The sequence below is a fragment of the Leucobacter luti genome (assembly GCF_019464495.1).
GTDB lineage: Bacteria > Actinomycetota > Actinomycetes > Actinomycetales > Microbacteriaceae > Leucobacter > Leucobacter luti_A.
This window is the reverse complement of record NZ_CP080492.1, coordinates 3,032,869-3,055,136: the sequence shown is the minus strand read 5'-3', so window position 1 is coordinate 3,055,136 and position 22,268 is coordinate 3,032,869. Positions and strand designations below refer to the sequence as shown.

Below are 22,268 nucleotides of genomic sequence, written 5' to 3'. Positions count from 1 at the left end.
GACTCCCCCGCACATCGATAGGCCCCGGATGGCTGCCTCGCTGAACGAGAAGAACCAGCTGGGACCCATCGCCTGAGCGGCCCGTTCGTGGACTACGCGGTCACAACCTCGGGAGTGCCTGTGCCCTCTGAAGCGGGCATCTCGGCAGCGAGACGGTTCGCTTCCTGGATCAGGGTGGCGACGATCTCGCTCTCCGGTACGGTCTTGATGACCTCGCCCTTGACGAAGATCTGTCCCTTCCCGTTGCCGGAGGCGACGCCGAGGTCAGCCTCACGTGCTTCGCCTGGCCCGTTCACGACGCAGCCCATGACGGCGACGCGCAGCGGCACGCTCATGCCTTCGAGCCCCTTCGTGACCTGCTCTGCGAGCGTGTAGACGTCGACCTGAGCGCGGCCGCACGACGGGCACGACACGATCTCGAGCTTGCGCTCACGGAGGTTCAGTGACTGCAGGATCTGCAGACCGACCTTCACTTCTTCGACTGGCGGAGCCGAGAGTGAGACGCGGATCGTGTCGCCGATCCCTTCGGAGAGCAGGATACCGAAAGCGGTCGCGCTCTTGATCGTGCCCTGGAACGCGGGCCCGGCCTCCGTCACCCCGAGGTGCAGGGGCCAGTCGCCGCGCTCTGCGAGCTGCCGGTAGGCCTTCACCATGACGATGGGGTCGTTGTGCTTGACAGAGATCTTAAAGTCGTGGAAGTCATGCTCTTCGAACAGCGAGGCCTCCCAGACTGCGCTCTCGACGAGCGCCTCAGGGGTGGCTTTGCCGTACTTCTGAAGCAGGCGGGGATCGAGCGAGCCGGCGTTCACGCCGATGCGCAGCGAGACACCAGCGGCTTTCGCACGCTTGGCGATCTCGCCAACCTGATCATCGAACTTCCTGATGTTGCCCGGGTTCACCCGGACGGCGGCGCACCCAGCGTCGATTGCCGCGTACACGTATGCGGGCTGGAAGTGGATATCCGCGATCACGGGGATCTGGCTCTTCTTCGCGATGATCGGCAATGCTTCCGCATCGTCACGGCTCGGACACGCGACGCGCACGATGTCACACCCTGACGCGGTAAGCTCCGCGATCTGTTGGAGGGTCGCGTTGATATTGGTCGTTGGCGTCGTGGTCATCGACTGCACAGACACCGGCGAGTTCCCGCCGACCGTTACCGAACCGACTTTGATCTCGCGAGTTTTACGACGGGGCGCGAGGATCTCAGGGACCTTCGGCATACCTAAATTGACTGCTGCCACGCATCAGAGTCTACTCGCGCATCCTGCGAGCATGCTCGGTTCGTGCGCCACGGGCGTCGCCCGGGCGCGGCAACCCACGTTGGCAACGCTCGAGAACGCACCTTGCCGGCGTGTGCATCGTCGCTGGGAACGCCTCTAGCCGAAGAACGTGACCGGTTTCACCAGGTCTGCGTAGACGAGCAACACCGTCATCGCCCCGAGCACTACGACTACAGCGAAAGTAATCGGCACCATCTTCGCCGTGTCGATCGGACCGGGATCGGGCTTGCCGCGGAGCTTCGCGATCCCTCGCTTCACCGACTCGTACAGCGCCCCCAGCACGTGACCGCCATCAAGCGGCATCAGCGGGAGCAGGTTAAACACGAACAGGGCAACGTTGAGCGAGCCGAGCAGGCCAATCACGGTCTGCGCCCGCGCGGCGACTGGGGCCTCATCGAGACTCACGATCTCGCCCGCAAGGCGGCCCACACCGACCACGCTCATGGGGCCGTTCGGATCGCGCTCCTCAGCACCGAATGCAGCGTTCCAGGTATCGACCATTCGCTGCGGGAGCCGGATGATGACCCCGGCAACGCGCTCTACGTTTTCGCCGACGTACGCGGGAACGGCGGTGATGGGTTGGGGCACCATCTCCGAGGCGGGGGTCGCTCCGACCATCCCCACTCGTTCTGTCACCGTTCTCCCCGAAGCATCGGTGACCACAGTCCCCTGTGCGTCGACGACAGCCCGCTCGTTCGCGACAGGGGTCAACGAGCGCACCTGCTCGGAGCCGTCCCGAACAATACCCACTTGGAGTGTGGTGCCAGGGCTCGCACTCACCAGCTCCCGGAACTGTTCCCAGTCTGCAATGGGAGTGCTGTTCACCGAGACAACGGTGTCACCCGGCAGCAATCCTGCTGCGGCGGCCGGGGCGGCGGGATCACCCGCCTCACACGTGGTCTTCGTGCTTCCTGCCGGTTGCAAGCACTCACTGACCTGACCCAGTGTGGTGCTCGATTGCGGCATTCCGAACCCGACGAGCACGATCGCGAAGAATACGAATGCCAGCACGAGGTTCATGGCCGGCCCGCCGAGCATGATGATGATGCGTTTCCAGGCTGGCAGGCGGTAGAAGGTGCGGTGCTCTTCGCCTACCGTGATCGTGTCGGCGCTCGCGAGCCTCGCATCGTCAACGAGGCCAGCGATTCCGCGCCGAGGCTCATCTTCGCTGACCGGTGCCTCACTCGCAGGCCCCTCCACGGTGTGCGCGTCGCTCTCGTAGTGCGTCGGCCGCGAGCGCAGCGGCCCCTCTTCGACCGCGGAGTTGAGGAAGCCGGTAGTCGAGGCACGCGGCGCTTCTCCTGGCTTCTGCGGTGGGTACATTCCCGTCATCGCGATATAGCCACCGAGCGGGAGCATCTTGACGCCGTACTCGGTCTCGCCCTTGGTGCGCGACCAAATCGTCTTTCCGAATCCGACCATGTACTGCGTTACTTTGACACCGAACAACTTCGCGGGAATCAAGTGTCCGATTTCGTGCAGGCCAATAGATACGGCGAGCCCAATCACGATGATCAGAATCCCCAGCACGTAGAGCAGTACGTCAATCACGGACTCAGGCTAGTCGGTGGGGCTCGCGCTCCCCTGTGCGCGCGCCGAGGATCGGCCGTGAAGCACCGAGACGCTGCGTCAGCGAACGGGTTACACCCGTTCCCGCCCCGAAATCACTCGCTCGGCATACTCGCGCGCCCAGCGTTCTGCGTCGGCCAGCGCGGGCAGCGTGAGCTGATCCGGCGCAGCGTGCGCTTCGAGTACATCCCGCACCGTGTCGACAATGTCTAAGAAGCCGATCCGTCCAGCGTGAAACGCGGTGACCGCTTCTTCGTTGGCGGCGTTGTACACGGCCGGGTAGGTGAGGCGGGCCCGCCCAACCTCTTTCGCGAGTTCAACAGCGGGGAACGCGTCGTGGTCGAGCGGTTCAAAGTCCCACGTGCTCGCGGTGCGCCAGTCGAGGGGCACTCCGATGTTGGGGAGGCGGTCCGGCCAGGTGAGCCCCAGCGCGATCGGGAGGCGCATGTCCGGCGGCGAGGCCTGAGCAATCGTCGAACCATCGATGAATTCCACCATCGAGTGAACGATGGACTGCGGGTGCACCACGACGTCGATATCGCTGTAGCCCACGCGGAACAACAGGTGTGCCTCAATCACTTCGAGGCCCTTGTTCATGAGGGTCGCCGAGTTCGTCGACACCATAGGACCCATGTTCCAGGTGGGGTGCGCGAGTGCCTCCGCCGGAGTCACGTCGCGCAGCGAGTCTCTGCTGCGCCCACGGAACGGACCTCCCGAGGCCGTCAACACGAGGCGCCGCACCTCCTCAGCCCGACCGGAACGGAGTGCCTGCGCAATCGCGGAGTGCTCGGAGTCGACTGGCACGATCTGGCCGGGAGCGGCGAGGCCAGTCACGAGGTCGCCACCGACGATCAGCGATTCTTTGTTCGCGAGCGCGAGCGTGCGTCCAGCCTCGAGGGCTGCGATCGTCGGCCCGAGTCCGACCGAGCCGGTGATGCCGTTCAGCACGACGTCGGCTGGCACCTCGCGGATCAGCCGCACAGCGTCCTCAGCCCCCAGCGCCGTGTGCTCGACGTTGAACTCCTCAGCCTGCTGCGCCACCTGGGCAGCATTCGATCCAGCGACGAGGCCAACCACTTGAAACTTCGAGGGGTGTTTCCGCACGACATCGAGGGCCTGTTCCCCGATTGAGCCAGTGGATCCGAGAATCACGATGCGCTTCATGGTGACCATTGTGCCGGACAACAGAACGCACCGCCGCCCCGAAGTCGGAGCGGCGGTGCGTTCGCAGCGTGCGCTGAGGTTACTCGGCGTGGACCGTGCCGAGAATGTCGAGCACGAACACCATCACGTCGTCGGGCTCGTGGCCCTGGCCCTTCAGCGTCTCCGCACCGTAGCCGCCATCTTCTGCGGGCACGACCGAGATGATCTGTGAACCGACCTTCTGGCCTTCCAGTGCCTTCTGGAAACCGGGGATGACCTGCGAGGTGACGAAGTTGGCGGGCTCACCACGGCTCCAGCTGGAGTCGAACTCTTCACCCGTACGCCAGATGACGCCGCGGTAGTTGACATAGACGCGGTCGCCCGGCTTGACAGTTTCGCCGTCACCCTCAATCACTGTTGCGATTTCAAGCTTTGACGGAGCTTCGACGCCCTCGGGAATCGTGATCGTCGGTTCGCCGTCCTTGGCGAGTTTGACAGTGGGGAACCCGTCAGGCGCGGCCACTGCTTTGCCCTCGGCCTTCTTCAAAAGCTTGTCCGCTCCGAGTGTTCCTGGCTCGCCCGCTGCACCCTCGTCGGTGGCGCCGTCATCGGCGGAGGCCTCAGTGACTTCACCGAAGGACATCACGATCACGATCGGAGTCTTGGCGGTGAGATCCTCGTACGGCGTTTCCGCGGGATCCGTGTCGCCGAACATGTCGGCGTAGGGGGCCACAAGCGCCACCTGCTCGCCGGGAAGCGCGCAGCGGATGCCCTCATAGGCCCATGGAACGAGCTGATCCTCCGCAAACGGAACAGGGCTCTCGGGGAGCTGATCCATTTCCTTGCCGGTGTCGCCATTGAACGTCGTCATACTGACGGCGATGGTTTCGCCGTCCTTGACCACTTTGCCCTCACCCTCGGTGAGTACCGAGCGCTCGATCGAATCCTTGAGCTTGATCGGAGCCTTCGTCGTGAGCTTCAGATCAGCACCGGTTTCGCCGGACACCTTGATGCTCTTGCTCGCGGAACCCGGTGCGAGACACTCTGCGCCCGCATCGTCCTTGGTCGGTGAGCCACCTGCGGAGCAGCCGGTCAGAATGAGCGCGCCGGCGAGGGCAGCTGGGAGCAGGGCACGGGAGAGTTTCACGAAGTCTGGGTCCTTACACGCGACATGGGGCCGAGCGGCCATTGGATCTCGTCCGAGTATTTCGCATTCCGCTGCCCACTTGCTGGGAGTGACGCGAAATACAAGAAACAGCGGAACCGATTACCGCGGCGCTGCTGGCTCACCCGGCGGTGTCACTTCCCGCTGCGGTTGTGTGGCTCCGAGCAGCGAGCACGGCGGCGTACAACTCGCGAGAGGACAGTCCGGTTGCCTCCGCGACCGCTCGACTCGCGTCTTTCAAACGCTCGCCGGCTGCGACGAGCTGTTGTACTTCGCGCAGTGCGTTCTCGGGCGACACCTCAGTCGCCGGGGCCCCACCGACGACGACGACGATCTCGCCGCGCACGCCCTCCGCCGCCCACTCCGCGAGTTCGGAGAGTGCGCCGCGTCGCACCTCCTCATGCAGTTTGGTGAGCTCGCGGCAGACCGCAGCGCTGCGTTCAGCACCGAACGCGGTCGCGAGATCCGCGAGCGTGGCTGCGAGACGGGTGGGGGCTTCAAAGAACACGAGCGTGCGGCGCTCGGAGGCCAGCGTGCGCAGTGTCTTCAGGCGTTCACCTGATTTGCGCGGCAGGAATCCTTCAAACGCGAAGCGGTCGGTGGGGAGCCCTGCAACTGCGAGCGCGGTGATGACGGCGCTCGGTCCGGGAATCGCGCTCACGAGAACGCCGCGCTCAGCGGCCAATTGCACGACTCGGAAACCGGGGTCGGAGACCGTGGGCATGCCGGCGTCGCTCACAAGCACCACGTCTTCGCTGCTCGCGCGGTCTACAAGCGCAGCAGCGCGATCGTGCTCATTGTGATCGTGCAGCGCGACCAGCTCCGGCCGGTTCTCGATCTCGAGCAGCCGGAGCAGCTGAGCCGTGTGACGGGTGTCCTCGGCGGCAATCACGGTGGCTCGTTCAAATGTTTCGCGGAGCCGCACCGAGACGTCCCCCAGGTTTCCGATGGGCGTTGCTGCGAGGAGGATCATGCCTCAATGCTACGCGTCAGCCAGCGGCTCAGGATCCGGGGCTCACTGCCTGTCAGAATGGAGGGCATGAGCGACACTCAGCTGCCTGCCCCGCCGCCCCATCCATATGCGGCTCCCGCGCGTCGCCCGAGCCGAGCGCTCGCGATCAGTGCAATGGCGCTCGGTCTCGCCGCGCTGCTGACGGTCGCGGTCACTCCGCTGATGTCGGGCAGCTTCGCGGTGCTCGGCTCGGTGATCGGAATCGCCGCCGTTATCTGCGGCGTGATCGCGCTCGTGCTGCGACAGCCCGTGCTGTACTCGGTCGTGGGGCTCGCTGCCGGCGCGCTCGCCATCGTGGTTGCGCTGGTCATTGGCATGCTCAGCATCGGCTCGCTGTTCGCGGACGCCGTGCAGGATGACCGGCGCGCTGAGGGCTCGGTCACAGAGTCTCCCGGCCCGGTGGACCCTGAATCCACGGCCGTGGTCTGGCCGCAGAATATGTCAACGGGCGGCATCGTGTTCTCCGGGAAAGACCAGGACGTTCGCCGCTCAGATGCCCCCGCGGACAACGCAACGCCGGCGCCCCTCACGGCGTCGGACCTTGATTCCCCCGCTCTCATCCGGGTCTATGTGGATTATCGCTGCCCGTATTGCGCAAAGTTCGAGCAGGCGAATGCTGCGACGCTCGACGCGGTGCTGGAACAGGACGCTGCCGCGATTGAGTTGCATCCCCTCACATTCCTCGATCGCGTGTCTGAGGGCAGCTACTACTCCTCACGCGCGGCGGGCACTCTCGCGTGCCTCGCAGAGGCGCAGCCCGAGGTCGCATGGGACGCGAATGCTGCGCTCATGAGCGAAGACGTGCAGCCAGCAGAGGGCGGACCGGGGCTCGACAACGACGCAATCATCTCCGCGATCGAGGACGCGGTCGGGCCGCTGCATGCTGAAGCGCGCACGTGCATCACTGAGGAACGCTTCGTGCCATTCGCACAAGCACTCTCCGAGTGGGTCTTCGCGAACCCGGTACCGGGGGCTGTGGATCCCAGTCTCGGAGTGACGGGCACGCCATTCGTTGTGGTCGACGGTGTGCCCTATCCAGGGGATCCTGCCGATACTGAAGCCTTCGGCGCATTTCTTGTGGAGCAGGGCCTCGCTCTGAAATAGCTCGGGGCGCTGGAACGCCTCCTGGTAGACTCGGTCGGCTATGCAGAATCCAGATCCCGCTCCCGCCGCTCCGACGGTCATTTCTCGCACCGGTACGGCGTATTTCCCGATTGCGCTCGTCTCGCGCTTGCCGTACGCCATGATGGTGATCGGCGTGCTGACGCTTGTCGTCGCGGCGCGCGGCTCCATCGAGCTCGGCGGGCTGAACTCCGCCATGGTGGGGCTCGGGGTGGCGTTCTGCGGCCCGCTCATCGGTGCGGCCGCCGACCGTTTTGGGCAGCGTCCCACTCTGCTCATCACCGGCGCACTCAACAGTGTGGTGCTCGGGGCGCTCGCATGGGTCGCGTTTAGTGATCTGCCCGTCTGGACTGTGTTCCTCGGCTCGTTGCTCGCGGGTGCCACGGCGCCGCAGGTCTCGCCGATGTCGCGCTCGCGCCTCGTCACGATCATCAAGCAGGATCTGCCGGCCCAGAAACGCCCGCGCGCACTGTCCTCCTTCCTCGCATATGAATCGGCTGCTGACGAGGTCATCTTCGTGTTCGGGCCCGTCGCCGTCGGGCTTCTCGCGACGACACTGGGTGCGTGGGCCCCGATGGTGGGTGCCGCGATCCTGACCCTGATCTTTGTGACGGCATTTGCGCTGCACCACACCAGTGCTCCCCCGCAGAGCGCTGCGGAGCGCGCCGCAACGCTGGCCCCGGCGTCTGAACTGTGGCGGCCGACACTGCTCGTTACCGTGCTGGGCATCTTCGCCGTCGGCGCGTTCTTCGGTTCGATGCTCACCTCGTTGACCTCGTTCATGCAAGATCGCGGTGCCGCGGAGCAGGCCGGTCTCTACTACGGAGTGATGGGCGTTGGCTCGGCGATCTTCGCGATCGCGGTCGCGTTCCTCCCCGCACGGTTCACGCTGCGCTACCGCTGGCCACTGTTCGCGATTCTCATCCTCGCCGGCACGGTGCTGCTGCAGACTGCACACGACATCCCCGGCATGCTCCTGAGCCTCGCGGTGATGGGAATCGGCGTTGGGCCTCTGCTCGTAACGCTGTACAGTTTTGGTGCGCATCGCAGCCCCGCTGGGCGCTCCGCGACCGTGATGACGATGCTCGGGTCCGGACTCATGGTGGGTCAGTCAGCCGCTGCGGCGGTCACCGGCATCGTCGCTGATCAGATCGGCACGCAGGAAGCACTGCTCTTCCCGCTCTACTCGGCGCTGATTGCGCTCGCCGCTGGGCTCGTGAACTGGGCGCTCACCGGGAACACCGCGCGGCACACGGCCGCGGCGGAATAGCATCCGCACCCGAGACGTTTCAGCAACCGAAGCCACCGGTTCCAGGATCCGGTGGAAGAATGGAGACCATGTCTGCTCGTGCGTTTACTCCCGCTGAGGTTCTGGGCCTCCGCGCAGAGTTCCCCTACTTCGCCGCTCACGATCTGAGCGAGAGTGCTCCGGCCTATCTTGACGCTGCGGCAACGTCACAGCGTCCAGCCGCGGTGCTCGACGCGGAACGTCACTTTCTGGAGACGTCAAACGCCGCGGTGCACCGAGGCACGAGCGGTGCTGTCGGCGCCGCGACGGAGGCGTTCGAAGGAGCCCGTGCGGCCGTGGCTGCGTTCGTCGGTGCCAGCACTCCTGAGCAAATCGTGTGGGCGGAGAACGCAACCGATGCGCTGAACATCGTCGCGCTGGGGATCGGCGAGGCGAACGCTGGGCTCGGCGGAGCGGGAAGCGAGCGTTTCCTCTTGGAAGCCGGCGATGAGATCCTGGTCACAGAAGCGGAACACCACGCAAACCTGATTCCGTGGCAGCGACTCGCCGCGAAGACCGGCGCGACGTTCCGATTCATCCCGGTTCGGGAGGACGGCACCTGGACGCTCGATGACGCGCGCGCTGCGCTGACACCGCGCACCAAGATCTTCGCGTTCGCGCATGTCTCGAATGTCACTGGCTTCGTTGCGCCCGTTGCAGAGCTCGTTGAGCTCGCCCGCAGCGTCGGTGCGCTCACCGTGCTCGATGCGTGCCAGTCGGTGCCACACATTCCCGTTGACTTCTCGGCGCTCGGCGTCGACTTCGCCGCATTTTCCGGTCACAAGATGCTCGGCCCGAACGGGATCGGCGTGCTGTATGGCCGCCCGGAGGCGCTCGCCGCGCTGCCGCCAGCGCGCACAGGCGGCTCAGCGATCACGCGCGTCACTATGGAGACTGCGGAGTTCATGCCGCCGCCGCTGCGCTTCGAACCTGGCACCCAGCCGGTATCTCAGGTTGTTGGTCTCGGAGCCGCAGTCGCGTTCCTCGAGCAGGCCGACCTTGCGCGCGCCGCAGCGCGCGAGCATGAACTCGTCGAGCGGCTCGTTGCCGGCATCATCGAGACTCCCGGTCTGCGGCTGCTCGGTCCCGCCGACTCGACACAGCGCATTGCGCTGACCGCCGTGTCCGTTGCGGGGGTGCACGCCCACGATGTGGGCCAGTTCCTCGATGAACAGGGAGTCCTCGTGCGCGTAGGCCACCACTGTGCGCAGCCACTGCACCGGGCGCTCGGCATTACGTCCAGCACACGAGCGAGTGTGCACCTGACCACGACTGAAGACGAGGTCGATCGTTTCCTCGACGCGCTCCGCGGCGCACAGCGGTATTTCGGAGCGGAGGTGTCAGCGTGAGTGCGCTTGACGGGCTGTACCAGGAAGTCATTCTCGACCACTCGAAGCGGCCGATCGGCAAGGGCGAACTTGAAGCGGCTGTCGACGCGCTGACCGCATCGCACCACGAGTTCAACCCGAGCTGTGGCGACGAAATCGACCTCTCGATTGCGGTGGATCCCGCCACAGGCAAGATCTCTCAGCTCGCGTGGGAGGGGCAGGGGTGCTCGATCTCCATGGCATCAGCATCGATCCTGTCCCAGCTCGTCCGCGACGATGACCTCACCATCGCCGGCGCGCACGAGCGGATTGCAGCATTCCGCGAAATGATCCAGTCTCGTGGGGCCGAAGAACCCGACGAGGAACTGCTCGGCGATGCGGTTGCGCTCCAGGGCGTCTCCAAGTTCGTGATGCGGGTGAAGTGCGCGATGCTCGGCTGGGTTGCGCTCGAGGCCGATCTGAAGCAGGTCGAAGCGAAGCGGGCGGCGGCCTAACATGGCCACGATCACCATCGACCCGAGCAGCACCGTTGCCGATATCTCGGCGGCGCTGGCGGCACTCGAGGATCCGAAGGCGCGTGCGATCAATGAGCGTCACGGTGACGATCACGGTGTCAACCTCACGAAGCTGCGTGCGATCGCAAAGCAGCTCAAGCGCAATCCGGCGCTCGCGCGCGAGCTCTGGGAAACTGGGGGTTCTCCTGAGCGCCTCGTGGCGTTGCTGATCTCAGGACCGAAGGACTACTCGGCTGCCGAACTCGAGTCGATGCTGCGGGACGCCCGCATCCCCAAAGTGCGCGACTGGCTCGTCAACTACATCGTGAAGAAGAGTCCGCATGCGGAAGAACTCCGTCTGGCGTGGTTCGCAGACCCGGACCCGGAGATTGCTGGATCCGGCTGGGCGCTCACCACAGACTGCGTGAGTAAGCGGCCAGAGGTGCTCGACTTGGTCGGGCTGCTCGACCAGATCGAGGCCGAGATGCCGACGGCACCCGAGGGCCTGCAGTGGGCGATGAACGAGTGTCTCGCGAATATCGGAATCCACCACGCTGAGTTGCGCGCTCGCGCGATCGACATCGGTGAGCGGCTGCAGGTGCTCGCCGACTATCCGACCCCTCCCGGCTGCACGTCGCCGTTCGCGCCGATCTGGATCACTGCGATGGTGGCTCGGCAGAAGTAGCGGTGTGAGCTGCGCTTGGCGATCAGGCGCCGCTGCGGGCTGAGCCCGCGACGGCACCCACGCGGCGCACGAGCGTCGCAGTCGCGCTGTCGGCAGCGCTCAACCGATCGGCGACTTCGCGCGTCATCGCTTGCAACGCCGCACTCGCATGGGTGGGCGCCATATCGGAGCGCCGCGCCAGACTTACCGTCCTGGTGAGCTCCGCCCCGGCCAACGGGGTGGAGCGCAGCTTCGGCCGATCCACTGCGACCATGGCGGGGACAACGGCGACGCCGATCCCCCGCTCGGCGAAACGCAGAGCGGCGTCCATCTCGACTCCCTCAACTGCCACTCGCGGCGTCAAACCGGCTGCCCGATACGCCGTGTCCATCGCGACGCGCAGATCGTAGTTCTCAGGAAACGCGATCTGCGGCACGCGTGCGAGTTCGGCGAGAGTAACCGCTTGCGAGCTGTCGCTCCGGGGAAAAGGATCGAGACGATTGGCGGCAGACACCACCACGAGGCGTTCGCTCAGGATCGGCTCACGATCGAGCACCGCGCGTGCTTCCCCGTGTGCAACGCTCGTGACAATGAGGGCCAGATCAAGCGCGCCCTCCATGAGCGCCGCGATAAGGCTGCGTGAGCCGCGCTCCATCACCTCGATATCGATACCGGGGTGGCGCTCATGAAACTCGGCGAGCACGTCGGCAACGAGGCTGGTGCACAGCGTCGGAGTAGCCCCGAGCCGGATCCGGCCTCGCTGCAGGCCCGCGAGTTCTGCCATCTCGTTGCGCGCGGTCTCAGCGTCAGCGAGCATGCGTCTCGCGAGGGGCAATAGCCGTTCTCCCGCGCTTGTGAGGGCGACATTGCCACGCACGCGATGAAAGAGCTCGACACCGAGATCACGCTCGAGCGTGGCGATCTGACGGCTGAGAGATGGCTGTGCGAGATGCAATTGTTCCGCGGCTCTCGTGAAGTGGCCGGTGAGCGCCACCTCCGCGAACCCGCGCAGTTGTTCAAGATTCACGCTTCATAGCCTATCTGCATCGTCGCGATCCGATCTATTCATTGGAGTAATCATCGGCCGGTCTCTAACGTGGTCCGCATGCACACTGAACCTCTTTCTGAACGCCCCGAACGCCTGCTCGCTACCTCAGTCCTCGTCATCGGCACCGGTGGAGCTGGCCTGCGCGCTTCCATTGAACTTGCAGAGCGTGGCGTGCAGGTGCTCGCCGTCGGCAAGCGCCGCGCGCACGACGCACACACCACACTCGCGGCTGGTGGGATCAACGCTGCGCTCGGCACCATGGACCCCGAAGACAGCTGGGAACAGCACGCCGCCGACACGCTGCGCGAGTCATATTTCCTTGCGGACCCCGCCATCGTTGAGGTGGTAACAAAGGGTGCCGCGGAGGGAATCGCGGACCTGGAGCGGTGGGGCATGCCCTTCGCGCGGGAAGCGGACGGTCGCATCAGCCAGCGCTTCTTTGGCGCACACAAGTATCGCCGCACCGCCTACGCCGGTGACTACACCGGCCTGGAGATCCAGCGCACACTCATGCGGCGCGCTGCGGAGCTGCAGGTGCCCATCGTTGACACGATCTACATCACGCGACTGCTCACCAGCGAGGGGCGTGTATTCGGCGCATACGGTTTCGACATCGTCGACGGTTCCCCTGTGCTCATCCATGCAGACGCTGTGATCCTCGCAGCGGGCGGCCACACGAGGATCTGGCGCAACACGTCCTCCCGGCGCGACGAGAACACGGGCGACTCATTCCGTCTCGCCGCCCTCGCAGGCGGCAAGATCCGCGACGCTGAGCTCGTGCAGTTCCATCCTTCGGGGATCCTCGAGCCTGCCGAAGCCGCCGGGTTGCTCGTCTCCGAAGCCGCACGCGGCGAAGGCGGCATCTTGCGCAACGCCCTCGGCGAGCGGTACATGGAGAAGTACGACCCCGAACGAATGGAGCTCTCCACCCGCGACCGCGTTGCACTCGCCAGCTACACGGAGATCGTCGAGGGCCGCGGCACCACGAACGGGGGCGTGTTCCTCGATGTGTCTCATTTGCCGCGCGAGCAGATCCTCGCGAAGCTCCCCCGCGTGTACCGCAACCTCATCGACTTGCAGATGCTCGACATCACCGAAGAACCGATCGAGATCGCCCCCACTGCGCACTACTCGATGGGCGGCGTGTGGGTGCGGCCAGAGGATCATGGCACGGGAGTCGATGGCCTCTACGCCATCGGCGAGGCATCGAGTGGCCTGCACGGAGCAAACCGGCTGGGCGGCAACTCACTCATCGAGTTGCTTGTGTACGGTCGAATCACCGGCGCGGATGCTGCGGGCTACGTCACCGGTATCACCGAGGTCCGCCGCGATCCTGCAGCGGTCGCGGAGGCCCGCGCCGAGATGACCGGGCTCCTCACCGAGCGTGGGGCGACGAGCGAGAGCCCGCGCCGCTTGCAGCGCGCGCTGCGGGATCTCATGACCGAGCACGCCGGAGTGGTCCGCTCCGAAGCCGGGCTCACCGCAGGCCTCGCGAAACTCGATGCACTCGAAGAGCGCATGCAGAACGTCACGGCACACCCCGATATCGCCGGTTTCGACGATCTGGCGCACGCATTCGATCTCTACGGCTCGATGCTCGCGGCCCGCGCGACGCTCGAGTGCGCGCGTGAGCGGCGTGAGACTCGCGGCTGCCACAACCGCTCAGACTTCCCTGAGCAGAGCGAAGAGCTGCGCGGCAACTTCGTGTGGACCCCAGAGGGTGGAGCGACGTTTGAGCCGCTCTCCGAGGCGCCCGAGTCATTCCGAGCGCTCGCCTACGCTGCCGCTGATGAAACCGTCGTGGGCAAGCTCGTCGAGTAGACCACGCAGTTCCGCATTTCACTCTTCGTCCCCAGGCCGGCTTTTCGGTCTGGGGACGAAGGTGTTCAGCGGGTTCCTGTGGACCCACGATGTCTCACCCGATTCTGAGAACAGAATCGAGTCATGAGTCCTCTCCACGTTGCCCCTGCCGCACTCTCCGCCCCCGTTGTGCAGTGTCGCACGACTGCAGATTTCCTCGCGGCGCTCCCCTTCTTCTTGGGGTTCACGCCCCGCAACAGCCTCGTCGCGGTCATGTTTTCCGGCAGCCGATCCCGCACCGGCCTGCGTTTGGATCTTCCGCGGGACAATTCACGCGAAACCGCTCAGGCAGTATCGAGCACACTACTCACCGCACTGGAGTCGCTGCGCGGTGCGCCGCGACCTGGCATACCGGACACGGGACGGCACGCCGGGATTCGGCCTGCCGAGCGCGAATATCGTCCGGCAGTTGCCCTCGTGCTTGCCACCAACCGCCGCTTCACCGCGACATCGGACGCTCCGTGGCGCACGTTCGCCAGTGGAATCGCGCAGGAGCTGATCCGCTCAGGTTTCGAAGTCCGCGAGCTCAGTTGTCTTGCCGCGAATGGCTGGGTCAACTATCTCGAGCCGGATCCGCCTCCCCTGGGGCATCCACTCGAAGACATTGTGACGAGTCCCGTCTCGCTCTCGGCGAGGTTTCGAAGCGAGCACGTCCCAGACTTCGCAGCGCTCGGGAGGCTTCCGGATCCGGAACCGCAGCGTGCGACGGCAATCGCCGCTGCACTCGCGACAGATTCACGGTGCACGAGCAGTCAGGCGAAGCCGATCTCGATTGAGCGTACTGCGGCCGCAGCACGCCGACTTCGCGCACCAGAGCCGCTCAGCATCGCTGACTCCGTGGATCTCATCCGCACGCTCGCCACGCCCGCCCAGTGGGTGGGCGTCGTGTTCGGCCTCATGATGTCCCCGGAGGCCACCACCCACATGATGAGCGACCCCACGACATCGCAGTTTTTCGCTCAACTTTCCCCGCAGCGCGACGGGGCGGGGAACGCGCACTACCCCGCGGTGCTCGGGATCTTCTCGGGCCTGGGAGCGATGAGTCCCGGCAGGGAAAGGCTCACTGATGTGCGGGATCGGCTCCAGACCGCCACAGCAGAATGCCCAAGCGAACACCGAATCCCGCTCTTGGCACTGTGCGCGCTCGCGTGGTGGCTGAGCGGCCTCCAGAGCGTGGCGCACCGGCACATCGAGGCAGCGCGTGCAATCAACAGTGCACACCCGCTTGTGCTCACCATGCAGTTGCTGATTTCGACCCCCGCCCACCTCACGCCAGGAGCACACCGGTGATGCCCAGGACCGCCTCCGCAGGCGAGAGGGGCGGCCTGCTGATGCTGGGGGCACTGGCGAGGGCGGGTGCCGCCTACACGCTCGTCACTGCAATGCGCTGCCGCTCGGAGCGCAGCACCTCAGAACGCAGCACCTCGACAATACGGTCAATTGACTCGGGTCCAAGCGGCTCAGACAGGGTGAAGCGAAGCGCCGTGTGCGAGAGCTCGGGCGAGATGCCGAGGGCGAGGAGCACAGGCGACGGCTCACTCTTCCCCGCCGCACACGCCGACCCCGAGGAAACCGCGAGACCCGCGGCATCGAGGGCGACGAGCAGCGACTCGCCGCTCACACCGGCAATCGTGAACGATGCGTGTCCCGGCAGACGCTCATCGGGATGCCCGGTCAGCGCGGCGCCAGGCACCTCTGCGCACAGACGCTCGACAAGCTCGTCGCGGCTGCGCATGAGTGCGAGGGCCGCAGTGCCGATGTCGCGGGTCGCCACGGCCACGGCGGCTGCGAAGCCGGCGATCCCTGCCACGTTCTCCGTCCCGGAGCGCGCCCCTCCCTCCTGGCCGCCGCCGTGGAGCACCGGCTCGATCGGCACGCCGCCCCGGAGGAGGAGCGCGCCAGCCCCCTGCGGCCCCCGAACTTGTGAGACGCGACCGTGAGCGCTGCAATGTTCGCGCCCGGCCACGCCGTCACTCCTGCGGTCGCCGCTCCGGCTGCGCGGCTCGACCCGAAGGAGACCGGGAGGCTCGCGGCCGCCTGCACCGCGTCGGTGTGCACCGGGACCCCCAGCGTGTGGGCCAGCTCAGCCAATGCTGGCAGTGCTTGCACGGTGCCCACCTCTCCATTCGCGAGTCCGATTGACAGCAGCGTGGTGTCGGGCCGCAGCGCCTCGGCGACTGCTTCACGCGTGACCAGACCGTAGGAGTCAACCGGCACAACGCTGAGCTCGAATCCAAACACCCGTTCCAAGAAACGGCACGATTCAAGCACCGACGGGTGTTCAATGGCGGTGACAACGAGGTGGCGCCCGCGTGGCCGTGCGAGCGCCAGGCCCACGATCGCGAGGGTGTTGGCTTCAGTCCCACCCGACGTGAAGATAACCTCGCTCGGAAGCGCCCCCAGGGCCGCGGCGATCGTGTGGCGCGCTTCTTCAACGGCACTTCGCGCTCGGAAACCAGCAGCGTGCACACTGGATGCGTTCGCCTGGCCAGCGTCCCACACGGCAAGCATCGCAGCGCGAGCCTCCGGGCGCAGCGGCGCAGTCGCAGCCGCATCGAGAGAGCCGGTGCTCACCCTGCGTCCAAGCCTAGGTCGAGCGCTCGAGCGCCGTGCGTCAGTTGTCCGACCGAGATGACTTCGACACCGGTCTCGGCAATGCCGCCGACGGTATCAAGGGTGACGCCACCGCTGGCTTCAACGATGGCCCGATCCCCAATCAGTGCGACGCCAGCACGCAGGTCCTCACACGAGAAATTGTCGAGGAGGATACCTGTCGGCCGCGCCGCAAGCACCGGTGGGATCTGGTCGAGCCGATCGACCTCCACCACGATCGAGGTCGTGTGACCCGCGCGTTCACGCAGTCCTGACAGCGCGGCAGTCGTCGATTCCGCATCTCTCGCACCGAGCGCCGCGAGATGGTTGTCTTTCACCATAATCGCGTCCGACAGGCTAAAGCGGTGATTCGCTCCGCCCCCGGCTCGCACCGCGTGCTTTTCGAGTGCGCGCAGCCCCGGCGTCGTCTTCCTCGTGTCAGCGATGCGTGCAGGCGTGTGCGCCACCGCTGCAACGAAACGGGCGGTGAGAGTCGCGATGCCGCTCAGCCGCTGGCTGAAGTTGAGCGCGACGCGCTCCCCGTCAGCACTCCGCGAGCCGGACCGGCGATCACCGCGAGCACGTCGCCCGCGAGGAACGCAGCGCCCTCTGGCACGATCTCGGTCACCCGCACGAGCGGATCCACCTGGCGAAATGTCTCGATGATCAGCGGGCCACCGGCGAATACGCCGGGCTCCCGTGCGACCAGGCGCGTGGTCACTGTGGCATCGGCGGGGATCGTGAGCGAGACCGTGAGGTCGCCCCACGGGATATCCTCCGCAAGTGCAGTCCGGACCGCAGTTGACACGAGGTGGGGGGTCAGCACGATGACATGCTCCTTACTGGAATGGTGGCGGATGAGAGTGTTGCTATCGGAGCCAGATTCAGGCGGTGTCCACGTCGCTTTGCCGCGGCAGGGTTCAGCTCCGGAAAATCGGCGCGCAGGTGCGCCCCACGGGACTCCTCACGTGACGCCGCCGCCAGGCATACGAAGCCGGCGAGCGCTGCTGCGTCACTCTGATGGGACGCGAACACGGTCGCCGCCGCGCGCAACCCGTCGGCGTCGCGTTCGATGCCGAGTCCCTCGGCGATAGCCGTGCGCACGGCGGCATCGGCTCCCGCTGCGTCACGCGCATCCCCAGCGCCCCGCTGTTCGGTCTGAGCGCCAAGAGCCCGCCCGCCATGATCCGGAGCAGCCACTATCGTGGCGTCCCGTTCAAGCGCAGCAAATCCGTCCCCCGCGGCAGCCACGATCCGGAATCCGCAGCAAACGAGACAGCAGCGTGCGCCGCGGCTTCACCGAACACCAACCCTTCGAGCAGCGAGTTCGACGCGAGCCGGTTGGCGCCGTGCACCCCGTGGCCGCGACCTCACCCGCGACAAACAGGCCGGGCACACTCGTGCGACCGTCGAGATCGCTCGCCACGCCGCCCATGGTGTAATGCGCGGCCGGGGCTACCGGGATGGGTTCCCGGGACCAGTCCAGGCCGAACCTCGCAACGGTCTCGGAGATCCCCGGGAATTCGCGCGCGAGCGCTCCGCGCCCAGCCTCACATTCGATCCCCGTCGCGTCGAGCCACACGGTGGACTCACCGCGCGCCCGAAGCACTCGGTGAATCTCACGAGACACCACGTCTCGCGGCGCGAGCTCAGCGAGTGGATGCCGCCCCACCATGAACCGCGCACCTGATCCATCCCGCAGCACTGCGCCCGCACCGCGCACGGCTTCGGAGATCAGCATGCCCGTCGCCTGCGCGGCTCCAGACCGGGGACTCGCGTGCAGCACGGTCGGGTGAAACTGAACGAACTCAAGGTCGGCAAGCACCGCTCCGGCGTGCGCGGCAAGCAAGATTCCCGCACCGCGTGCACCCGCGTGGTTCGAGCTGCCGGGGAACAATCCCGCATAGCCGCCAGTTGCGAGCACAGTCGCCGCCGCACGCCGCGTCACCCGCGCGCCATCAGAGCGCCGCAGCACCACGCCGGTGACGGCACCGGCCTCGCGCACAAGCGATTCGGCAAGCGCACCCTCGGTGAGGGCGATGCGGCCAGTCTCGGCCGCCTCAAGCACCCGCTCCAGGAGAAACGTGTGCAGCGCGGCTCCCGTGCGGTCTCCCCTGCGTGCACGATGCGCGCCCGCCCATGCGCGCCCTCGAGTCCAAACGCCGGTGCTCCATCGGCGCCCCGATCGATGGGAAACCCGCTGCGCACGAGCTGACGCACGATGCGCGCTCCCGCGACGGTGAGCCGTTCAGCAGCCTGTGCGTCTCCGAGGCCAGCTCCAGCCGCCATCGTGTCCACCAGGTGGTCCGCGGTGCGGTCCCCGACTCCGATCGCGGCTGCGACGCCGCCCTGGGCGAGCGCGGTGTTGCCGCCGGCGAGCGAATCCGCGGTGGGCCGCAGCGCCCCGGGCGTCACCAGCTCCACTTCCGCGCCGGCAGCTCCCGCCGCAAGCGCACACGACAGCCCGGCCACGCCGGCACCGATGATCAGGATCATGGCCGCGCCGCGAGCATCCGCTCCAGGGCGACACGAGAGTCATCCGCGACCTCCGCCGACACGCTGATCTGGTTCGGAGTTTCACCCGCCAGCAGCGCCTCGAGCGTCCATGCAAGATATGCCGGATGGATGCGGTACATCGTTGAGCACGGGCAGACGACCGAGTCAAGACAGAAGATCGTGAGGTCAGGGCGCTGCTGCTGCAGTCGATTCACCAGATTGATCTCCGTGCCGATCGCGATCACGCTCCCGGGGGCCGCGGCCTCGATTTCCTTGCGAATGTACTCGGTTGACCCGGCGCCGTCGGCGGCGTCGACCACTGCGGCGGGGCACTCGGGGTGGACGATCACCGTGAGGCCGGGGAAATCGGCACGCGCTTGCTCGATCTGCGCGACAGTGAACCGTTTGTGCACCGAGCAGAATCCGTTCCAGAGAATCACCCGTGCAGCTTCCAGTTCTGCGGCCGTATTGCCGCCGAGGGCGAGATGCGGGCGCCACAGCGGCATCTCCTCCTCGGTGATCCCCATGGCCTTCGCTGTGTTGCGTCCCAGATGCTGATCTGGGAAGAACACGACACGCTGCCCGCGCTCGAACGCCCACTCCAGCACCGTACGCGCGTTGGAAGAGGTGCACACGATTCCACCGTTGCGTCCGCAGAACGCCTTGATTGCTGCCGAAGAGTTCATATAGGTCACAGGGATCACCGGCTGCACTGCGCCGGGCGCTCCGGTGCCGAGTGTCGCGGTCAGCTGTTTCCAGCATTCCTCGACCTGGTCGATCGTCGCCATGTCTGCCATCGAACAGCCCGCTGCGAGGTTGGGCAGAATCACGGCCTGATCCGGGCCCGACAAGATATCGGCGGTCTCCGCCATGAAATGGACGCCACAGAAGACGAACGCTTCGGCCTCCGGGTGCTCCTTTGCCGCCTGGGCGAGCATAAATGAATCTCCCACGAAGTCAGCGTGCTGCACGATCTCGTCGCGCTGGTAAAAATGACCGAGGATTTGCACCCGATCCCCCAGCGCGGCCTTCGCTGCCACAATCCGCTCGGTCAGCTCAGCATCGCTTGCGCTCGTGTATTCGGCGGGCAGCGGCCCCTGGCGGGGAGCGAGCGACGGTATCGTGTCGGCGGACGATGCCCCTGGCCCGTACCCGGGATCCCGGTCAATGGCCCACGGATCATCCGCGAGTTCGGTATCACAGCTGGAGACCCCGGTCGCCCGCAACACGATCGGGCGGCGGTGCCCCGCGCTCGCCAGGGGCCGACCGGTGGTGCGTGTGGTTTCGCGGGCAGCGGCCTCGCGCATTGCGGCGCCGCGGATGAGTTCGTGCACACTGCTCATGCTGTGCTCCTCGAGGAGTTCGGTGTGGGGACTGGGTGGGAAAGCTGCGCAGCGGCACTCGCTTCGCTCGCGTCGCCGAAACGATAGAGCCGTGCCGGGCGGTGTCGCGCGCCGGTCTCGACTTCGCCGGTGTCGATGAGCGAGCCCTGCGCGAGGACCTGGCGGCGGAAATTCGCGGGATCAACGGGGTGTCCTCGCACGGCTTCAGTCACCGCACGCAAGCGGCCGAGCGTGAATACCGGCCCGAGAAAGCGATGAGCCACGGCCGTGTACTCGGTTCTCGCTCTCAGCCGGGCCAGCGCGTGGGCCACAATCTCTGCGTGGTCAAATGCGAGCGGTGGAAGTCGGTCCGCTGAGAACCAGGCCACATTGGCGTGTGCTGCGTCGCCCTGCGTTTCGCTGGCAGTCAGGCGCTCTCCCTCACCGTGTGTCTCGGCGCGCGAGTGGATCGCTTCGTCGGGGACGGGGTCGTCCCAGCGCCGCGGTGCCGGAGGTTCAGCTGGCGCCGCGGTCTGAGCTGGCGCGGAGGTCTGAGCTGGCACCGCGGACTGAGCTAGCGCGGAGGTCTGAGCTGGCACCGTCGACTCGGCTGGCGCCGCGGACCGGATGGAACCGGCGTCCGGGTCAGCATCGAGTTCGTGCTCGCCGTACAGCGCCCAATAGGCAATGGTCACCAAGCGTTGCGCCTCAGCGGAGCGCTCGATGCCCCCGAATGAGTAGAGCTGTTCGAGCGTGCCCGGGTCCCTCCCTGCCGCGGCACGCAGGCTTCGCAGCGCGGTGTCACCGAGGGTTTCGTTCCACTCGGTAGGCCCACCTGGCAGCGCCCACTGCCCGAGAAATGGGGCGCGCGTGCGGCGCACGAGCGGCAGCCAGATCGTCGTCTTGTCCGCCTCGGGAAGGGATTCCCCCTGCTCTGCGTCGAGTGGGGGGCGCAGCGCAAACGCGACGACTGAGACGGCGACGGCAGGCGGCAAGTATCGCCGTGCGCTCGCGCTGATCTCCGAGTACTGCATCTTTGTCTCGCCTCAATTCACTTAAAGTCAAAGTGACCATAAGTGAGTCTATGCGCGAATCGGTCCGGGTCAAATCGGGAAACCGCGCTCCCCGGGCCGAGAACGAGGGGTGAGTCGTGAATCGCCACAGATTGCTGACACTTCACAGCGTGCGTCCGAATCTGTGTGGCTCACTCACGAATCCGCACAGTGTTTCCCGGAGATCCCCCTCCCAAAAGACACAAGAATGTCACGATCCTGCAACATGCCCCCAGAGTGGGATAAGCTCAGGCGCAAGACCAGTAATGCCGAACGTTGGGATTCACCAGCAAGTTTTGTCCGTCGCAAACACGCGGCACAGCTACCAGTCTCCACGTCGGCGCCGTCGCCGTGGCACCCCGGCCGTTTTCTAACGGCCAGCAACACAAAGGAAATACAGTATGGCCACCGGCACCGTGAAATGGTTCAACTCCGAAAAGGGCTTCGGCTTCATCACCCCCGACGACGGAGCATCCGACGTCTTCGCGCACTTCAGCGCGATCCAGGGCAACGGCCGTCGCGATCTGTTCGAAGAGCAGCGCGTTGAGTTTGACATCGAGCAGGGCCCCAAGGGCCTGCAGGCGAGCAACATCCGCGCACTCTAAGTAGCAGAGTTGCGCGGTGAGGAATCTCACCGTTCGGGGGAGGTTGGCCGAAAGGCCAACCTCCCCTTCGCTTTCCCCACGCACACTTTTGTAGGCATGCCACAGCGCGTTCGACACCTCCCGCTCCCGGGCATTACATTCGGAGCATCTCGCCCGGCCCCACTCGGTTCCGGGCACACCCGGCTCCCCCACGCCGGGATGCCGCACGCCCACCCCTGAGAGGGA

19 protein-coding genes and 3 pseudogenes are annotated in these 22,268 nt (G+C 66.0%); 8 read left to right on the top strand and 14 right to left on the bottom strand.

Going from position 1 to position 22,268, the window contains the following annotated elements; all coding sequences use genetic code 11:
* Nucleotides 1–92: 92 nt before the first annotated feature.
* The 5 genes from ispG to rsmI form a co-directional block, all read right to left on the bottom strand.
* Nucleotides 93–1,244 carry a flavodoxin-dependent (E)-4-hydroxy-3-methylbut-2-enyl-diphosphate synthase gene (gene ispG / locus K1X41_RS13715; RefSeq protein WP_207907370.1) on the bottom strand — a complete coding sequence of 384 codons (1,152 nt, stop codon included), beginning with the start codon at nucleotides 1,242–1,244 and terminating at the stop codon, nucleotides 93–95.
* A gap of 135 nt (nucleotides 1,245–1,379) precedes the next feature.
* Nucleotides 1,380–2,834 carry a M50 family metallopeptidase gene (locus K1X41_RS13710; RefSeq protein WP_220174866.1) on the bottom strand — a complete coding sequence of 485 codons (1,455 nt, stop codon included), beginning with the start codon at nucleotides 2,832–2,834 and terminating at the stop codon, nucleotides 1,380–1,382.
* 90 nt (nucleotides 2,835–2,924) lie between these two features.
* The gene (gene dxr / locus K1X41_RS13705; protein ID WP_132202290.1) at nucleotides 2,925–4,016 is read right to left on the bottom strand and encodes a 1-deoxy-D-xylulose-5-phosphate reductoisomerase; all 1,092 of its coding nucleotides are present in this window, start codon (nucleotides 4,014–4,016) and stop codon (nucleotides 2,925–2,927) included.
* 79 nt (nucleotides 4,017–4,095) lie between these two features.
* A complete protein-coding gene (locus K1X41_RS13700; RefSeq protein ID WP_220174865.1) occupies nucleotides 4,096–5,142 on the bottom strand; it encodes an FKBP-type peptidyl-prolyl cis-trans isomerase in 1,047 nt (348 codons plus the stop codon).
* Between the two features lie 139 nt (nucleotides 5,143–5,281).
* Nucleotides 5,282–6,133 (bottom strand): 16S rRNA (cytidine(1402)-2'-O)-methyltransferase, encoded by an 852-nt coding sequence (rsmI, locus tag K1X41_RS13695; RefSeq protein WP_220174864.1) that lies wholly within the window; start codon nucleotides 6,131–6,133, stop codon nucleotides 5,282–5,284.
* A gap of 66 nt (nucleotides 6,134–6,199) precedes the next feature.
* On the opposite strand from rsmI, the gene K1X41_RS13690 reads away from it, so the two are divergent.
* From K1X41_RS13690 to K1X41_RS13670, 5 genes are read left to right on the top strand one after another with little or no spacing between them, the layout of a single operon-like run.
* On the top strand, nucleotides 6,200–7,276 hold the full coding sequence (locus K1X41_RS13690; protein ID WP_220174863.1) for a DsbA family protein: 1,077 nt from the start codon (nucleotides 6,200–6,202) through the stop codon (nucleotides 7,274–7,276).
* A 40-nt stretch (nucleotides 7,277–7,316) separates the two neighbouring features.
* Nucleotides 7,317–8,564, top strand: a complete 1,248-nt coding sequence (locus tag K1X41_RS13685; protein ID WP_220174862.1) for an MFS transporter — start codon at nucleotides 7,317–7,319, stop codon at nucleotides 8,562–8,564.
* Between the two features lie 59 nt (nucleotides 8,565–8,623).
* The gene (locus K1X41_RS13680) at nucleotides 8,624–9,931 is read left to right on the top strand and encodes an aminotransferase class V-fold PLP-dependent enzyme (RefSeq protein WP_133617082.1); all 1,308 of its coding nucleotides are present in this window, start codon (nucleotides 8,624–8,626) and stop codon (nucleotides 9,929–9,931) included.
* Nucleotides 9,928–10,404, top strand: a complete 477-nt coding sequence (gene sufU, locus K1X41_RS13675) for a Fe-S cluster assembly sulfur transfer protein SufU (RefSeq protein WP_132202278.1) — start codon at nucleotides 9,928–9,930, stop codon at nucleotides 10,402–10,404. The genes K1X41_RS13680 and sufU overlap by 4 nt, the downstream gene beginning before the upstream one ends.
* Nucleotide 10,405: 1 nt before the next feature.
* A complete protein-coding gene (locus K1X41_RS13670) occupies nucleotides 10,406–11,089 on the top strand; it encodes a DNA alkylation repair protein (protein WP_220174861.1) in 684 nt (227 codons plus the stop codon).
* 22 nt (nucleotides 11,090–11,111) lie between these two features.
* Here K1X41_RS13670 and K1X41_RS13665 read toward each other — a convergent pair whose 3' ends face one another.
* Nucleotides 11,112–12,095 carry a LysR family transcriptional regulator gene (locus tag K1X41_RS13665; protein WP_132202274.1) on the bottom strand — a complete coding sequence of 328 codons (984 nt, stop codon included), beginning with the start codon at nucleotides 12,093–12,095 and terminating at the stop codon, nucleotides 11,112–11,114.
* Nucleotides 12,096–12,173: 78 nt separating this feature from the next.
* Here K1X41_RS13665 and K1X41_RS13660 point away from each other — a divergent pair, with 78 nt between their 5' ends.
* Nucleotides 12,174–13,937, top strand: a complete 1,764-nt coding sequence (locus K1X41_RS13660) for an FAD-binding protein (RefSeq protein ID WP_220174860.1) — start codon at nucleotides 12,174–12,176, stop codon at nucleotides 13,935–13,937.
* 123 nt (nucleotides 13,938–14,060) lie between these two features.
* On the top strand, nucleotides 14,061–15,266 hold the full coding sequence (locus K1X41_RS13655) for a DUF4192 family protein (RefSeq protein WP_220174859.1): 1,206 nt from the start codon (nucleotides 14,061–14,063) through the stop codon (nucleotides 15,264–15,266).
* A gap of 73 nt (nucleotides 15,267–15,339) precedes the next feature.
* Here K1X41_RS13655 and K1X41_RS15880 read toward each other — a convergent pair whose 3' ends face one another.
* The 8 genes and pseudogenes from K1X41_RS15880 to K1X41_RS13625 form a co-directional block, all read right to left on the bottom strand.
* Complete coding sequence (locus K1X41_RS15880; RefSeq protein ID WP_258566562.1) at nucleotides 15,340–15,837, bottom strand: aminotransferase class V-fold PLP-dependent enzyme; 498 nt, start codon at nucleotides 15,835–15,837, stop codon at nucleotides 15,340–15,342.
* Between the two features lie 212 nt (nucleotides 15,838–16,049).
* Nucleotides 16,050–16,487, bottom strand: a pseudogene (locus K1X41_RS15875) (aminotransferase class V-fold PLP-dependent enzyme); the annotation flags it as partial.
* Nucleotides 16,488–16,546: 59 nt separating this feature from the next.
* Nucleotides 16,547–17,394 (bottom strand): annotated as a pseudogene (gene nadC / locus K1X41_RS13645) (carboxylating nicotinate-nucleotide diphosphorylase).
* Complete coding sequence (locus K1X41_RS15870; RefSeq protein ID WP_258566742.1) at nucleotides 17,388–17,603, bottom strand: hypothetical protein; 216 nt, start codon at nucleotides 17,601–17,603, stop codon at nucleotides 17,388–17,390. The pseudogene nadC and the gene K1X41_RS15870 overlap by 7 nt, the downstream one beginning before the upstream one ends.
* A gap of 181 nt (nucleotides 17,604–17,784) precedes the next feature.
* On the bottom strand, nucleotides 17,785–18,645 hold the full coding sequence (locus tag K1X41_RS13635; protein ID WP_258566741.1) for an FAD-binding protein: 861 nt from the start codon (nucleotides 18,643–18,645) through the stop codon (nucleotides 17,785–17,787).
* Between the two features lie 137 nt (nucleotides 18,646–18,782).
* Nucleotides 18,783–19,064, bottom strand: a pseudogene (locus K1X41_RS15865) (FAD-binding protein); the annotation flags it as partial.
* On the bottom strand, nucleotides 19,061–20,407 hold the full coding sequence (gene nadA / locus K1X41_RS13630; protein WP_220174857.1) for a quinolinate synthase NadA: 1,347 nt from the start codon (nucleotides 20,405–20,407) through the stop codon (nucleotides 19,061–19,063). The gene nadA and the pseudogene K1X41_RS15865, both read right to left, overlap by 4 nt.
* Nucleotides 20,404–21,420 (bottom strand): NUDIX hydrolase, encoded by a 1,017-nt coding sequence (locus tag K1X41_RS13625; protein WP_208107907.1) that lies wholly within the window; start codon nucleotides 21,418–21,420, stop codon nucleotides 20,404–20,406. The genes nadA and K1X41_RS13625 overlap by 4 nt, the downstream gene beginning before the upstream one ends.
* Nucleotides 21,421–21,839: 419 nt before the next feature.
* On the opposite strand from K1X41_RS13625, the gene K1X41_RS13620 reads away from it, so the two are divergent.
* Entirely contained in the window at nucleotides 21,840–22,043 is a 204-nt protein-coding gene (locus tag K1X41_RS13620) for a cold-shock protein (protein ID WP_130452563.1), read from the top strand.
* The last annotated feature ends 225 nt before the right edge of the window (nucleotides 22,044–22,268 follow it).